13 protein-coding genes are annotated in these 14613 nt (G+C 56.5%); 4 read left to right on the top strand and 9 right to left on the bottom strand.

What is annotated here, in order from left to right:
* Nucleotides 1–253: 253 nt before the first annotated feature.
* Both ACYZTY_RS24060 and ACYZTY_RS24055 read right to left on the bottom strand, forming a co-directional pair.
* Nucleotides 254–5407: an RHS repeat domain-containing protein gene (locus ACYZTY_RS24060; RefSeq protein WP_461955763.1), complete on the bottom strand. Its 5154-nt coding sequence runs from the start codon at nt 5405–5407 to the stop codon at nt 254–256.
* A 34-nt stretch (nt 5408–5441) separates the two neighbouring features.
* Complete coding sequence (locus ACYZTY_RS24055) at nt 5442–5915, bottom strand: hypothetical protein (protein ID WP_461955762.1); 474 nt, start codon at nt 5913–5915, stop codon at nt 5442–5444.
* 960 nt (nt 5916–6875) lie between these two features.
* Here ACYZTY_RS24055 and ACYZTY_RS24050 point away from each other — a divergent pair.
* Nucleotides 6876–7895, top strand: coding sequence for a hypothetical protein (locus ACYZTY_RS24050; RefSeq protein WP_461955761.1), 1020 nt, complete (start codon nt 6876–6878; stop codon nt 7893–7895).
* A gap of 83 nt (nt 7896–7978) precedes the next feature.
* On the top strand, nt 7979–8956 hold the full coding sequence (locus tag ACYZTY_RS24045) for a hypothetical protein (RefSeq protein ID WP_461955760.1): 978 nt from the start codon (nt 7979–7981) through the stop codon (nt 8954–8956).
* 121 nt (nt 8957–9077) lie between these two features.
* Here the strand turns inward: ACYZTY_RS24045 and ACYZTY_RS24040 are convergent, their stop codons facing one another.
* The 4 genes from ACYZTY_RS24040 to ACYZTY_RS24025 are packed head-to-tail and all read right to left on the bottom strand — an operon-like array spanning nt 9078 to nt 11813.
* Nucleotides 9078–10376, bottom strand: a complete 1299-nt coding sequence (locus tag ACYZTY_RS24040) for an NAD(P)/FAD-dependent oxidoreductase (RefSeq protein WP_461955759.1) — start codon at nt 10374–10376, stop codon at nt 9078–9080.
* Between the two features lie 60 nt (nt 10377–10436).
* Complete coding sequence (locus tag ACYZTY_RS24035) at nt 10437–10610, bottom strand: DUF3094 domain-containing protein (protein ID WP_008028730.1); 174 nt, start codon at nt 10608–10610, stop codon at nt 10437–10439.
* Nucleotides 10611–10662: 52 nt separating this feature from the next.
* Nucleotides 10663–11190 carry an MOSC domain-containing protein gene (locus ACYZTY_RS24030; RefSeq protein ID WP_461955758.1) on the bottom strand — a complete coding sequence of 176 codons (528 nt, stop codon included), beginning with the start codon at nt 11188–11190 and terminating at the stop codon, nt 10663–10665.
* Nucleotides 11187–11813, bottom strand: coding sequence for a DUF1780 domain-containing protein (locus ACYZTY_RS24025; protein ID WP_419116713.1), 627 nt, complete (start codon nt 11811–11813; stop codon nt 11187–11189). Before ACYZTY_RS24025 ends, ACYZTY_RS24030 begins: the two co-directional genes overlap by 4 nt.
* 138 nt (nt 11814–11951) lie before the next feature.
* Here ACYZTY_RS24025 and ACYZTY_RS24020 point away from each other — a divergent pair, with 138 nt between their 5' ends.
* Both ACYZTY_RS24020 and ACYZTY_RS24015 read left to right on the top strand, forming a co-directional pair.
* Nucleotides 11952–12641 carry an energy-coupling factor ABC transporter permease gene (locus tag ACYZTY_RS24020; protein WP_461955757.1) on the top strand — a complete coding sequence of 230 codons (690 nt, stop codon included), beginning with the start codon at nt 11952–11954 and terminating at the stop codon, nt 12639–12641.
* A gap of 63 nt (nt 12642–12704) precedes the next feature.
* Nucleotides 12705–12920 (top strand): hypothetical protein, encoded by a 216-nt coding sequence (locus tag ACYZTY_RS24015; protein ID WP_131061760.1) that lies wholly within the window; start codon nt 12705–12707, stop codon nt 12918–12920.
* Nucleotides 12921–12923: 3 nt separating this feature from the next.
* Here ACYZTY_RS24015 and yacG read toward each other — a convergent pair whose 3' ends face one another.
* From yacG to ACYZTY_RS24000, 3 genes are read right to left on the bottom strand one after another with little or no spacing between them, the layout of a single operon-like run.
* On the bottom strand, nt 12924–13124 hold the full coding sequence (yacG, locus tag ACYZTY_RS24010; protein WP_150764878.1) for a DNA gyrase inhibitor YacG: 201 nt from the start codon (nt 13122–13124) through the stop codon (nt 12924–12926).
* The gene (gene coaE, locus ACYZTY_RS24005) at nt 13121–13744 is read right to left on the bottom strand and encodes a dephospho-CoA kinase (RefSeq protein ID WP_461955756.1); all 624 of its coding nucleotides are present in this window, start codon (nt 13742–13744) and stop codon (nt 13121–13123) included. The genes yacG and coaE overlap by 4 nt, the downstream gene beginning before the upstream one ends.
* Nucleotides 13741–14613, bottom strand: a complete 873-nt coding sequence (locus ACYZTY_RS24000) for a prepilin peptidase (protein WP_461955755.1) — start codon at nt 14611–14613, stop codon at nt 13741–13743. The genes coaE and ACYZTY_RS24000 overlap by 4 nt, the downstream gene beginning before the upstream one ends.

The raw sequence follows: 14613 nt of genomic DNA, 5'->3' as shown, positions 1-14613 counted from the left end.
ACCGTAGCGGGCGAGTTGCCTTGCTCGGATGTGGCCATTTAAAGGGCGGGGTGTATCGCTACTGTGTCGCGCAAGGGGGGAGTTTGTAAGCGAAGGGGGAAAATCGCGGGGGAGATACAGTGAGACACATCTCTGCAGATCGATGAAGAGCGGGGGGGGGGCTTGTGATGGTAACTTGATTGTCAATTTTTGTGAAAATCAAGTTGTCATCGCAAGCAGGGTTGAGGCCATAAGGGGGGGCGATTAAAGCCCTTTATGGCACCGGTGGTGGGCTTTGTGGAAAGTAAGTACGCAGTCGGGCTGGTCTTAAAGCCCAGTGCACTCCAGGCATCCCAAGTCGACGCAGGATCCAGCCAAGCGGTCCTCGAGAGGGTTCCATAAGTCGGTTATGGTCAGTCACTGCATTGCTTAGCGTCGAAAAGTCTGGATTCGTAAATGTCCTGCCTTGAGCACTCACCACAGGACGGTTCAGGGTGTTGGAAACTTGCTGCGCAGCGCCACTTCGTCCTGCGTAGCAAGCCCTTAGAAACAATAGTTGCTCAGGCGGATATCCTACTAATCTCGGTGCGATATCAAGGCGTGCCACATCAACTGCTGAGCTAACCTCTCCAGCTGCATTAAGCATATTCCCTGAACGATCACCGTGAGAGAAAAACATAAGATTTCCTTCGCCGTAGAGATTGTCAAAGAAAGCTACCCCCGGCGCGCTGTTTGGGGGGGGAGACTCCATTATCATTTCAACGCCATTGGGTAGGCGACGAGACCCACCTGCGTGTTGCAATTTGTACTGCCATCGGCCAACAAATCTCCCGAGTTTGGACGTAGCCTGCACTGCTGCGGGTGCCAAACCGACAACCGCTGCTGCCAGCCCTGTCCCCAACGATATCTTGCCCAGTGTTGCCGCGGCCTGTTTGTTACCTGTTGCTTCCAGCACGGGAACGGCCAGTCCAGTGCCTGCTGATGTTGTTTCCAGTATGAGTACCCCGACTGCAATCGCGCCCACTGCAGTCGTCGCGATGGCGACGATGGCTCCAATCACAAGCCCTGTGATGACGGCCCCAGAGACAGTGCCTGCGGCAACAGCTGCGCCAAGAGCAGCCACAGCAACTGCTCCCGCCAACGCACCAAATGTTACGACGACGCCTACAGCACCTAGCACGACGCCGGCAATCGCGCCAAACCAACTCCAGAAACTATGCCCGTCCGGATCGACTCGATTCACCGGATCCCCGCCACAATAGGCATAGCGGTTCAACCCGCCTTTACCCAGTGGACTGGCACTGTCGGGTGCCAGGAACAACATCAGCTCAGGATCGTAAGGGCGATAGCTGCCGGGATGGTAAAGCCCGGTTGCCGTGTCGCGTAACTCCCCGGCAAACCCCACTCGACTTTGCGCGGTTTCATCGTCGGCGCCGTGGGCGGTGTAACTCACCAGGCGGTTTTCGCCGTCGCTCTCCAAGCGGACGGAGCCTTGATCATCGGTGCCGGTCAACAATACGGAGCGTATCGATTGACTCAGCCGGCTTTCGGCAAACACCGCGTCGGCGGAACGTACCAGCGTCAACATGGCGCCATCGGTTGTGCGTTCGTTCACGACCTGATTGCCTGCATAAAAACGGCGGGCGATACCGGCGATTGTTTCTTGTTCACCCAATTGTCCGAAGGGGTTGTAGCGATAAAGACTGCTTGCACCGTTTTCGATGATTTGGCGCAGGCGGCCATTGGTGCCCCATTCGAGTTTGCGATACAGCACGCCGTTGTGGCGCTCTTCCACCAGCCGGCCGGCACGGTCCCAGACCAGTTCGATATCGGTGTCTTGAACGCCACGGTGCGTGATGGAAACGGGACGATCCGGTGCGACAGCGTCATAGCTGAACGTCATGGTGTTGCGGGTGGAGTCTGCGTAGGTGGTGTCGAGCTGTTGATAACCGTCCAGTGCATTCAGGGTGAAGACCTGTTGGCTGATCCGCTTGCCCGTCCGATTGTCCAGCGGTGCATTGGGACCTGTGGCCGTGGTTTGCAGCAAGCGGCCACGGCAGTCGTAGGTATAACGCTCATCACTCTGAAGGCTGCCGGCCAGTTCCCAGCGGCGTGACGACACTTTGTCACGCCCGGTGAACGACAGCGTCTGCACGGTTTTCTGTAGGGGGCCATTGCCGGTGTTTTCCCAAGTGCGGCTCAGCTCGCGGCCATCGGCATCGTAGATCAGTGTCTGCTGAAGGCTGCTGCCTTTGGCGGTGTCGGTGGTGGTGATTTGATGAACCCGGCCAAAGGCGTCATAGGTCGACTTCACAGTGATCGAGCCTGCCTGTTGCGCATCCGGGCGTCCGAACGCGTCATATTGAACCCGGTGCTCCGTTCCCCCTACATCGGTAAAGATCAGGGCTCGCCCCTGAAGCGATTGGCTCGATGTATTGGAGTGCGTTTCGTTTCCCACCGTCCAGTGTTCTGCGAAGAGTCTTCCGGCTGCGGAATACTCTTGTTTGATCATCCCCAGTCCGCCCTTTATTTCGGTGAGGTAACCCTCAGGTGGGCGATAGGTATAGGACGTGCCGTAGCTGCCCTCCGGTATTGCTGCAATAAGCTCGTAATTGAGTGCCTGCTCATAATGCAGATTGACCCGGGTGCCGTCGGCTTGAATGGTGGAGGCGGGAGGGAGCTGGCCTTTGAGGTATCCGAGGCTTTCGGTCTGGCCGCCTGCACGCCGTTCCATCGGCCGGCCGAGGCCATCAAAGGATTGTTCGGCCAGCAGCTGTTCGGTGCCGCCGGGGGCGGTAAGGGTGATCTTGACAGGATGGTCGCCGTCGCTGTGAGGCGCATAGGTCCAGCGTACAACGCTGCCATCTTCGCGAGTGAGGCGCGTCGTTCGGCCAAACACATCACGTTCTGTTTGAGTCGAGGTGGTAAGACCATCGGCTTCAACCCGATGGCTGATTGGCCGGTACAGACCGTCGAATGTCCAGCTTTCAACACGCAACACGTCGCCTGGACTTCCGTTGTCAGTCCGTGGTCCCCGCAGGGTGACTTTTTCGACTTCTCCTGCCAGATTGCGCGCCACCTCTGTTTCGCCACCGCGCTCGCCGCTCCGGCTCTGCTGCCAGTGACGACTGATCAACGTGATGGGGTCCAAAACGGTGTGACTACTGGTGCCATCGGCTTGGTGTAGAACGCTGACTTGCCCCCAACCGTCTAACTCGTTGGTGGTGGTCAGGCGGATGGGATCGGTTTGACCGGGCAGCCAGTCGAGAACGGTTTCAGTACTCAAGTTGCCGTCATGGTCGTAAACGCCGGACCACACTTCGCAAAACGCCAGGCCGGTGATGTCGGCGTCCTGGCGCTCCTCGCGCACGGTTCGACCGTTGCCGTCCAGATACTGGCGACGTTTCTGCCCGGCAATGTCGATTTGCTCCACCACCACCGTACGCTTGTGATCACTGCCTGCGGTGGTATAGCTGCAGGTAGTGGTCACGGCATAGGGAGTTCCTGCCGACGCAGTACGGCGCACGACTCGGCCAAGACTGTCATAGGCAAACGTGGTCAACACAGCGTTTTCATTGCGCTCGGACAGCGTCAGGCCCGTCAAGGAATTGCGCATTGTGCTGGTATTGATGACCAGACCGTCATGCCCGGTCTGAGTTTGTGTCTCGCTCAGTCCCTCGACGCCGATCGTGCGAATGTAGTCTGTGGTTGTGGCGAAACCGTTCAGGGTATTGACGCTTTGAACCGTCTGACCAAAAAAAGCGCTAGTAATGTCGGTATCCCAGATCTGTTCGGTTTTCCCGATCAGCTGTTCCTCTGTGTCAGTGAGTGCTACGGCTATTTCCTGATGGGCTACCAGATTCTGAATATCGTCGGTTTTTCGCTTGGGCAGCAGTGAGTATCGATAGCGTGACTCGGTGGTCAGCGCGCCCCCGGTCAGCTTCGCGGGGATCAGGGTTTTGCTCTTTACCCAGCGTATGAACTGGCTGCCATCATCCGGGCATCCATCCCCCCCACCCAATGGGTACCAGGCCGAGGTTTCGACGCGACCATCCGGGTAGCGTTTTTGCAGTACGTTGCCATAGTCGTCGTAGTCAGTTTCCTCGCGCACTTCCCGCGGTGTTTGTTCACCGTCTTCATAGCGAGTCACTGTCGCGACGGGGAGCTGGCACCAGGCGGGTTGATCTTCCCAGCTCTTGTCCGGATCGTCGCCGTAGACAGTTTTTCGGGTGATGGTTTTTTGCTGAGCTACGGTCACCCCTTGTTGCACGCGGGTGCTGTGGCGAATCATCTGCTCATCGGTTTGCAGGTGAAAGCGGTTCCAGGTACGCCTTGCAGTAGCCAGGATTTCACCTTTTGCATTCAGAACCGTCTCGATGCCGGTGTAGCCATAGTTGGTCATGCGGTAGAGGTTGTCGGTGCCGTCCTGCCAGCCGCCCGGTGGGGCGACATCTCCGCCGAGGAAATTGGAGGTGCCGACATACGTGTAGTGGCGGTAGATTTCCGGTTGCCCGGCACCGGGGACATGACGGTGGCTGATGATCCTGGGCAGCCACGCCAATGGGGCACCCGGGGGCAAGATATGACCTTGATTGCCGATGGCGTATTGCACCGTGTCTTCGCTGCCCAGCGGCCCCAGCACCTTGTTGGGAAACAACAGGCCACTGTCCGGATCCGGCAGGTATTGAAAGGTCCAGCGGCTGTCGCCATCGGGCAGAATCAAATGGGTCAGTTGCCCGTTAACCACTTTCAGGGTGATAGTCGATTCACTGTCACTGCCGGGGAGCATAGTGAATATCACGGCTTCACTGCTCATTGCGACCCGCAGTAGCGGGTGATCCGGGCCACGCTCATCCCATACGCTTTGCAGGCCAAACTGATCATTGCCCCGGGGTATCCACTCGAAGAACGCCTGCCGTCCTTGCGGTGAGCGCATTTGCACCACCATCGCCAGCCCACTGCGTTCCTGGATTTCCAGCCATTCGGTATCACCGCTTTTGTGTTCAACGCGAAACAATCTGCCGTCCATGCCAATCTGACGTACCACGAAACTGCGCAACTTTTGATCATGAAAGGCCAGCAAACCACCGTCAGAGAATTCAGATTTATGCCGGTCAAGACGAAATTGTTCGCCGGTACTGAGGCTGATGCGGTTGGCATTGAGGTCCAGGGTAGAAACGCCCAATTGCCAGCCAAGGCCAAAACCGACATCGGAGTGAGAGGCCAGCGGACTGAAGTGCAGTGCCGGTGAGATGACCGGGCCGGAGAGGGCGTTGGCCTGCAATCCGGGCAGTTTGACAGCAAGGGTGAATTGACCGGTGCGGGGGTCAACGCCGGTGCTGACATGACTGAGAAAATTGCCAGCCTGGGAGTACAGGCCGCCGTCGCTCAGGCGGGTGGAGGAGTGACATGGTGTATTACATGACATAAAAGTACCTCGAAGCACTTATATGGGTTGTTCGTCAGTTGTTTGGGTTCGAGATGATCACGCAAAGTGGACCGCCGGGATAAGCCATTTTTGTTGCCTTTCGCATATTCTTAATACCTGGAACGATTTCTATATTTGGATCCATGCCAATACCGGCGTTAGTAGGGAACGGAGGTGTTTCCTCTCCGTCACGAAGGTCTGCTAATGCATATTGGGGGGTTCCCTGTGTGTCACATCTTTCGGTGATGAAGTCGTTATTGCCTAGGGTGAAAGTGATCCCTTCTCTAGGGTTTACAATGACGAGATATTCTATGGGGATATAGGTTCTTGGGCACGTGGCGCGTTCAGGTGGGTTTGATGAGTAATGTGTTCCGGAAGTCATTGTGAACGCGCATAGCAATATGCCGTTTTTCTCACGTAGTTCAAGTATGGGATAAGCAGCCGAGGTGACGGATGCATACATTATTGCAATTAGTGCCAGAGTCGATTGTTTTGTTGTGATGTTCATTGTCGTTTTCCGATGTTTTTAGTGTTGGCTCGTCGGCGTTATATGTGCAGAAGGAGACTGTTCAATTGTTATTTAAAATATGCAGGGTGGTAGTATTGAGAAGTGGTAGTATGTTGCTGGAGGGGCTCGGTTGATTAGTCCAGATTCCTCGAACTGTTTCGACATTTGCGGGTAGTGTAGCACCGGCATTTATTGACATGATTTTGGTGGGTTTCCCGTGTGAAGGATTGTGTATTTTGTAGCTGTATTTCCCCGGATCAGGGTCTAGAAAACTAAGCGTGGTAAATGTGAACGACACACCTTCCCGCGGATTTTCGATTATAAAGAAATAAGGAAACGCATTCTTCGTATTTGGACATATCGTATATAAATAGTAATCACCTGTTGTCATGGTTTTGTTACACAGGAACTGTCCATAAGCACCGTACAATACCAATATTGGGTAGGACAGAGGATCCTGTTGTTTCTCTAGTGCTCGGTTCGATTGTATTTCGCTACAGGCGGTGAGGCTGAATACTATTGTGAGAAGTGACATAAAATTTCTGGGGAGGCGCATTTTTGGAACTCCATGTCAGTGCTGGTGTGGATGTGACGTGTGTACTAAGTGTTTCCAGGGTTCGAAGAATTATCGATAGGTATATTCCAAAAAACGACATCTGACACCTGTCAGAAATTACAGTGCCGACGAGTGGGGTGCGCGGAGCAAGCATTAATAATGGAATTGCTAAATTGCCCGATTGGCTTTGATTTGCTAATTAAATATGTAATTAGAACAGTTGGTTGTGGCGTTTTTTATGAAATGGCCATGGCTGTACCGTTCGTCGGGACTGTAATTTCTGACAGGTGATATTTGTTGTTAATCAATCTATACATCTGACATCCAGGTGCGTGATTTGCCAGGTGTTCTAGTTAACTCAGAGATGATGTTTGGCCAATAAAGACTAAACTAGGGGGGATTTCATGAAAAAAATAGACTCTGACTCTGCCCAGACAAACGAGCCCGTGAGTATCAGCTATCTGCTGATAGAAACCGCAGCCTTTCAAGGACAACAGGACGCTCAAGCGCGTGTATTCGCTAATGGAGTGCAGAAATGTTTCGCGTTGATTACGGTCCAAGCTCGAAATAGCAATGGGGAGGTAGTGACACTTCCTGACGATGTGAACATCAACGTTGTCCCCTACACTTCAGCCTCGGGAAACTGGGTAAGTGATCGCACACCGCCGGCGGCCGGTATTTTGCAGTTTCCCGAGCAAATGATTGCATCTGCCGACAGTGAAAGTTCATTCGATTTGCCTGTCGCGCGGCCTGACAGTTTTCAGCAGTTTGTTCGATACGTCAGTTACAAGGATATTCCAGAAGGTTCGGTGATTCAGTTTGCTGCCCGGGTCAAGTTGCCGAATGTCGAATACGTCAGTAATCACCGCGATGTAGCCTATGGCGGCGCGGGTGAAAATGGACGTTTCAACAGCAGCTTTCGTTTGAAGTCGGTCAAGCCGCCACAGTATGCTTCTTACAATGGTGGGCTCGTGGTGACCGAACCTGCGGAGGTATTCAGTGAGACGATCGAGGGGTACACTGCAAAAGTTCAGAACTTGTACATCAGTTTGCGCTATCCCGGAACTTCGATACCTATGGCTATTCACTCGAGTTCAAGTTCCGCTGCCGATTCATCCTTGCACGAGAACAAGGCGACCGCGTTCGGTGATCCAGGAAGTGGTGCCGCGAAAAAGAATATACCTGCCACCCATCAGTTGGGTCGATCATTAAATCAGGCATTATCGACGATTCGCCAGCCTCGTGCGGGTGCAATAGCGCTGGCCGTCGCGATGTATGCCCGGATAACCGAGTTTTTTTCAGGGTCGGCAACTCAGTCATTACTCCAACGGCATGGATGTATACGGCAACCCGCTTCGGTTTGCAGTCACCTTGACGTCGGATCGACCTCATCGAGATCCGTGGGTTTACCAATTAAGCGTTGAATCGGCAGGCACCCAAGTGCAGAGCGAGACGGATCAGTTAAACCCTTCAGGTGTGTGATCAGGATTTATCAAAGGGAGTTTGTATGAATACTGTCAAAGCCAGACCGCCGCTCGGGAGTTGGTTGACCAAACTGACTATCGCCGTCAGTTCCCCTTCGAACCGTGTGTATCCGAACGGACGTCAACAGTTGGAGGTGACGGTGGTGGTCGAGCCACTGATGAGTCAAACCGTAAAACCCGAGGAGTTGGCCAGTGTAAAACTCATGGTGCGGGATGCCCTCGGTCGGTTTCTGCCTCTAAATGACGATAACAAGGCGCCGTGGTTCTTCAGTCTTGTGCGCAACGCCTATCTCGAGTATCCGGGGTCGAGGAGCACCGTTTCGTCAGAGGATGAAACGTCGGTGTACACCCGAAAGTTTTATGTCATGGCCAGTAACACTGCCGGTAGCGGTCCAGGCATGGAAACCTTGTATGTGGGTATTAGCCGACATATAGGCGGGGAAACGCATGATTACGTTACCGATGGTTCTGAGTCAGGTTTTAGTTCGACCGCTGAAGTTCGCACGGCCGAGATTCCGAAATATCAGGTACCGGGCAATTACACCTTTGAGCGCACGCTGATTGCGGGAAATGGAGATTCAGATATTTTCACCTGGCTGTATGCGCTGGCTGGGACCAATGTGCAGCAGCCGGTAGTGGGGTTTGAATCTGCCAGCATGCAGCGCGAAGGCATGATTCAGTGGGATGACAAGGCGCCAAATGTAACCCGGGCGTCTCATGTGGGTTACGCAGCACCGGGTGCGACAGCCGTTCAATACAACACCGCGATTCAGTTAGGCGGCGTCTTTCAGCCGCTCCCTCAGTTGGACAGTCCGAAAAATGGCTATGTCCTGCTGGTGCTGCAGGGCGACAACACCATTCCTTACGACAGCGAGAGTGCGATTAATCACAATGGCCCGTGCGTGATAAATGCTGTTGATGTCTATGGCAATGATCACCAGCTACGGATCCGGTTCAAGGATTCATCAGCTCAGGGGCGTCATGAATTGGTGCTGTCTTGAGTCTGTACAGTCAGGAGAACTGTGGGAGCGGGCTTGCTCGCGAGAAAGGAGTGTCAGTCGACATAAATGTTTGCCTGATTCACCGCTTTCGCGAGCAAGCCCGCTCTCACACTAGACCGAGTTAGTGCAGCTTGAGCCGCGGCTCAGTCCCGCGCCCGATCTTGCTGCCCAGCATCAGCATCGCCGTGCGAAACGCGCCATACAGCGCCATCTGGTGCATGCGATACAACGACACGTAAAACATCCGCGCCAGCCAGCCCTCAAGCATCACGCTGCCGGTCAGGTTGCCCATCAAGTTACCCACAGCCGAAAAACGCGACAGCGAGATCAGCGAGCCGTAGTCGGTGTATTTGTATTCCGGCAAGGTCTTGCCTTCGATCCGCAGCTTCAGCGATTTGGCCAGCAACGAAGCCTGCTGATGCGCTGCCTGCGCGCGCGGCGGTACGTTGCGATCGGTGCCCGGTTGCGGGCAGGCCGCGCAATCACCGAAGGCGAAGATGTTCTCGTCGCGGGTGGTTTGCAGGGTCGACAACACTTGCAGTTGATTAATGCGGTTGGTTTCCAGGCCATCGATGTCCTTGAGGAAGCCCGGTGCACGAATGCCGGCGGCCCAGACTTTCAGGCTCGCATTGATCACTTTGCCGTCGGCGGTGATCAAGCTGTCGGCGGTCACTTCGCTGACCGCCGAATTGGTCATGACGTTGACCCCGAGTTTCTCCAGGGTTTTATGCACAGGCCCGCCGATGCGTTCCGGCAGGGCTGGCAGCACCCGTGGTCCGGCTTCGATCAGGGTGATGTGCATGTTTTCCGGTTTGATCCGGTCAAGACCATAGGCTGCCAGCTCGTGTGCGGCGTTGTGCAGCTCTGCGGCCAGCTCAACCCCGGTGGCACCCGCGCCGACGATGGCGACGCTGATCTGCTCGACTTTGTCGGTCTGTCCGGCATGGGCGCGCAGGTAGTGATTGAGCAGTTGCTGATGGAAACGCTCAGCCTGCTTGCGCGTGTCGAGGAACAGGCAATGTTGCGCCGCGCCTTGAGTGCCGAAATCATTGGTGGTGCTGCCGACGGCAATCACCAGCGAGTCGTACGCCACTTCACGCGCCGGGACCAGTTCCAGGCCGGCTTCGTCATAGGTGGCGGCCAGCTGGATTTTCTTCTGCGTGCGATCGAGCCCGCTCATGCGCCCCAGCTGGAACTCGAAGTGGTTCCATTTCGCCTGGGCAACATAGTTGAGTTCGTCTTCGGAAGAGTTCAGCGACCCGGCCGCCACTTCGTGCAACAACGGCTTCCAGATGTGGGTCAGGTTCGCGTCGACCAGCATCACACTGGCCGTGCCACGTTTGCCCAGAGTCTTACCCAGACGGGTAGCCAACTCCAGACCGCCGGCGCCGCCGCCAACGATGACAATACGATGGGTCATAGGGATATCTCGCAAGGCTAAAAGAAATCGGTGCAGTCAACCGAGCGAGCGCGAGGCAGCTCATAGCGTCAGGTAACTGATAAATCGGCTCAACAGGCCTAAACCAATGGTCACTGCCAACACCACTACCAGGAGCATCCACGGCCGGAAAGGCCGGCGCTCGACTCGGTGCTGGGACAGGTGCAGGTACTCTTCGACATGCTTCTGGTCGTCGGGGTTCAGGCGGCTGGTCATATTGGGCCTCGTCAGGTAGACGTTGCTGAATGTGTAGAAGCTACAGGCTGATTCAACGAACGTTGAACGGAGCATAGCCGCTGGCTGGAACAGGCTCGACGCTCACCGTATCGTCCAGGCGAATGATTCCACCTTGTAACACTCGGGCAGTGATTCCGCCATGTCCGCGAACGGCCTGAAACGTCCCGGCGCCGAGGTTGTTCTGCAGGCGTGCGCACGGCTGGCACCAGCCGGTGGTTTCGAAAATCGCCTGGCCGATGCGGAAGCGACGACCCTTGAGGCTGAACAGGTTGATACCGCTGATAACGAGGTTGCGCCGCAAATCATTAGGCAAGACCGGTTTGTCGTCGGCACGGCCCATCAGCGAACTGATCACCGCCAGATGCTCCCACTGAATCAACGTCACCTGCCGCGCGTTACGGATACCGGGGCGGGCTCGATCGCCGGTCAGGCCGGCTTCAAGTCGTGCCTCCACGGCGTCAAGTTCGATCATCGGCACGTGAGGTTCCGGGCGCACACCGATCCAGCGCACGCGGCCTGTTTGCGGAACTTCGGCGATTAATGCCTGCAACGGGCTCAAAGGCTGATCCCGACGTCGAAGACGATGCTGCGGCCGAGGTTATTGCGCAGGAAGTCCGGCGCCTCAGGATGAGCGAACAGCACCCGGGCGAACGTCGGGCCGACCAGCGACAGCGAACGCCAGCCCTGGCGCAGGTATTCGGTCGGCGGCGGGAAATGGCTGTTGAGGTCCAGCACTTCGCGCTTGAGGCTGGCGAACGCAATGATGTCCAGTTCCCCCAGGTCCATGCCGCGTTCTTTGTAGTTATGGGCTTTTTTGCGCAATGTCGGCGCCAGTCTCAGCAGAAACTCATTGGCCGGAATGCGCCGTGGCTTGGCCTCGCGACGCACGAGCTGGCTCAGGGAAAACGCGCTGCGCCGGCGTTGCAGCTCATCGCGCCATTCGTCGTTGAGGCGCCGGCCTTCGTCGAGGACGAAGAACACCTCGAAACTGGCGTCACGAAACAGCACGTCCGGAGGTTCTCCTGCGGGGGCGAATTCGTCGGCGCGATAGGGAATGTTCAGGCCTTGCAGCAGGCGCTGGCAGACCCAACGCTCACGCTCCCATTTGCGGGCATTGGACAGGAACGCGTTGGCTTGCTCGGCCGCGATGGTCAGCAGGCGTAAATAATCTGAGTCATCCATAGGCCCAAGCTTAGCGTTCAAATGCGACAAGCAGAAAGCTTTGCATCAGGTGGAGCGACTTTTGCGCCGGTGTAGACTGCTGGGCATAAAGCCGTAATCACACAAGGAGCCTGCGGTGGCGTTCAAGGGGTTGCCCACATGATCGGTGCAGAGTTGCTGTCACCTCAGACGCTGACCGTCGGCTGGCTGATTTATGTGCCCGTGCTGCTCTGGGCCATCTGGCGTGCGCCGTGGGTTGAGCTATTCACCGACAGCCGTCGTCAGCATTTGCTGTTTGGCACGGTGTTCGCGCTGTTTATGCTGTGGCTGGTGCGACGTGATTTTGATACGGGCGTGTCTTATCACTTCATTGGCATGACGGCCGTGACCTTGTTGCTGGATTGGCCGTTGGCGATCGTCGGGGCGTTGGTGGCGCAATGTGGGCTGGTGCTGCTCGGGCGCCAGGATCTGGTGGCGATGGGGGTTAACGGCGGGCTGTTCATTCTGCTGCCGGTGCTGGTCACCGAGTGCTGCGCAATCCTTGTGGAGCGAGCGCAGCCGCGTAATCCTTTTGTGTACATCTTTGTTTCCGGCTTCTTTTCTGCAGCCCTCTCTGCGTTGTTGTGCCTGGTGTTGGCGCTGACATTGCTATGGTTTGACGAACGTTTTGCCATGCCCTATTGGCTTGAGGATTTTGTCGGTTATCTGTGGCTGCTGATTTTTCCGGAAGCTTTTATCAACGGAATGATTGTCAGCGCGCTGGTGGTGTTCAGTCCGGAGTGGCTGGAGACCTTCAATCGCACGCGCTACCTTTCGGCGCCCTGGAAGGACGACGATCCCAATTCTTGATCCACATCAAATCCATAAAACGCAGACGCTTCCATGCTCCGCAAAACCTTCAGGAGCATCGATATGAGTGTCTACGAATGGGCAAGGCAAGAGTTGCGTCAGAGTCTGGATGGCGCGCAGGAAGTGGGGTTTGATCCGGGATTGAGCTTGCGCGCCTTGCTCAGTGCGGTGGTGCAGCAGAGCAAGGCCGTGCGCAGTGCCGAAGACCTGGCCGACGAGTTGCGTTTTCTTGCGGAAAACCTCGATGAAGGCCAGGACTACGGCTTTATGCGGCCCTGAGGGTCAGTGGCGCGGTTCGAAGTCTTCGCTGAACAGGTCGTCTTCGGCATCCGGGCTGACCGGGATCTTGTGCTCTTCCGACGCCCAGGCGCCCAGGTCGATCAGTTTGCAACGGTCCGAGCAGAACGGCCGGAATTTGCTCTCCGGGCTCCATTCAACGGGGGCGCCACAAGTTGGGCATTCGACGGTTGGGGTTTGGCTCATGACTGGCCTCCACGCAAAGTAAGGTAAAAGTGATGCAGGCGTTCGACCTCGCTGTGCAGCCAGGCGAGGTCGCGGTCGTTGACCACCACATCGTCGGCGTGGCTCACGCGGTCCTGGCGGCTGGATTGCGCCTTGAGGATCGCCTGGACCTGTTGCTCGCTGGTCTGGTCACGCTGCAAGGTGCGTTCGATCTGTAGCTGTTCCGGGGCATCGATCACCAGGACCCGTTGGGTCATGGCGTACTGGCCGGACTCGATCAACAGCGGCGAAACCAGAATCGCGTAAGGCGATTGTGCCTTGGCCAGGTGATCGGTGATTTCCTTGGCGATCAGCGGATGCAGCAACGCTTCGAGCCAGCGGCGCTCCTCCGGCACTTCGAAGATCAGCTTGCGCAACGCCGCACGATCCAGTTGCCCGTCGGCTTGCAATACGCCGGGGCCGAAATGTTCGGCGATTGTTGCCAGCGCCGGGCGACCCGGTTCCACCACCCAGCGCGCCGCATGATCGGCGTCCACGACGTGCACACCGAGGTCGATGAAGTGCTGGGCCGCCGCGCTTTTGCCGCTGCCGATGCCGCCGGTCAGGCCGAGAATCCAGGGTTTTTCCACAGGGGTATTCATTTCAAACCGACAAACTGCCAATAGAAGCCGGTTATTTGACCACCCCAGAGCAAGGCAATCCAGCCGGCAATCGCCAGAAAGGGGCCGAAGGGGATCGCTGTCGAGTTTTTCGCGTTACGCAGTCGCAACAAAATCACCCCGATGATGGCCCCCACAAGCGATGACAGGAGGAGGGTCAGCGGCAACATCTGCCAGCCGCCCCAGGCCCCGAGCATGGCCAGCAGCTTGAAATCGCCGTGGCCGATGCCGTCCTTGCCGGTGAGCAGCTTGAACAGCCAGAACACCGACCACAACGTCATGTAACCGACCACCGCGCCCCACAGCGCTTCATGCAGTGACACGAACAGCCCGAAACTGTTGACGATCAACCCCAGCCACAGCAGCGGCAGCACCAGCACATCCGGCAGCAGTTGGTGCTCGGCGTCGATCAGACTCATCGCCAGCAAACCCCAGGTCAGTACCAGAACCATGCCTGCCTGCCAGCCGAAACCAAAATGCCAGGCGATAAACGCCGAGAGCAGACCACAGGCCAGTTCGGTCAGCGGATAGCGCTTGCTGATCGGCGCGGCGCAGTTCGAGCACCGACCCCGTAAAAACAGATAACTGAGCAGCGGAATGTTTTCCCAGGCGCGGATGCGATGGTCGCAATGCGGGCACTGCGAATGAGGCAGCATCAGGTTGTAGGCCGGGCCCGGCGCTTCTGGCGGTACGCCCAAAACATCATGGGCTTGCAGCCGCCATTCGCGGTGGAGCATTTTCGGCAGGCGCCAGATCACCACGTTGAGAAAACTGCCCATCAGCAGGCCGAGCGCCAATGCGATGACCACGAAGACCAGCGGATAGAAAGTCAGGATTTCATTCAAGGGCAT

It is taken from the genome of Pseudomonas sp. LB1P83, assembly GCF_054897885.1.
This window is presented reverse-complemented; position numbering and strand designations above follow the sequence as displayed.

Coding starts and splice junctions, on each gene's coding strand:
- ACYZTY_RS24060 (WP_461955763.1), bottom strand. CDS start 5,407: ATGTCATGTAATACACCATGTCACTCCTCCACCCGCCTGAGCGACGGC.
- ACYZTY_RS24055 (WP_461955762.1), bottom strand. CDS start 5,915: ATGAACATCACAACAAAACAATCGACTCTGGCACTAATTGCAATAATG.
- ACYZTY_RS24050 (WP_461955761.1), top strand. CDS start 6,876: ATGAAAAAAATAGACTCTGACTCTGCCCAGACAAACGAGCCCGTGAGT.
- ACYZTY_RS24045 (WP_461955760.1), top strand. CDS start 7,979: ATGAATACTGTCAAAGCCAGACCGCCGCTCGGGAGTTGGTTGACCAAA.
- ACYZTY_RS24040 (WP_461955759.1), bottom strand. CDS start 10,376: ATGACCCATCGTATTGTCATCGTTGGCGGCGGCGCCGGCGGTCTGGAG.
- ACYZTY_RS24035 (WP_008028730.1), bottom strand. CDS start 10,610: ATGACCAGCCGCCTGAACCCCGACGACCAGAAGCATGTCGAAGAGTAC.
- ACYZTY_RS24025 (WP_419116713.1), bottom strand. CDS start 11,813: ATGGATGACTCAGATTATTTACGCCTGCTGACCATCGCGGCCGAGCAA.
- ACYZTY_RS24020 (WP_461955757.1), top strand. CDS start 11,952: ATGATCGGTGCAGAGTTGCTGTCACCTCAGACGCTGACCGTCGGCTGG.
- ACYZTY_RS24015 (WP_131061760.1), top strand. CDS start 12,705: ATGAGTGTCTACGAATGGGCAAGGCAAGAGTTGCGTCAGAGTCTGGAT.
- yacG (WP_150764878.1), bottom strand. CDS start 13,124: ATGAGCCAAACCCCAACCGTCGAATGCCCAACTTGTGGCGCCCCCGTT.
- coaE (WP_461955756.1), bottom strand. CDS start 13,744: ATGAATACCCCTGTGGAAAAACCCTGGATTCTCGGCCTGACCGGCGGC.
- ACYZTY_RS24000 (WP_461955755.1), bottom strand. CDS start 14,613: ATGCCCTTGAATGAAATCCTGACTTTCTATCCGCTGGTCTTCGTGGTC.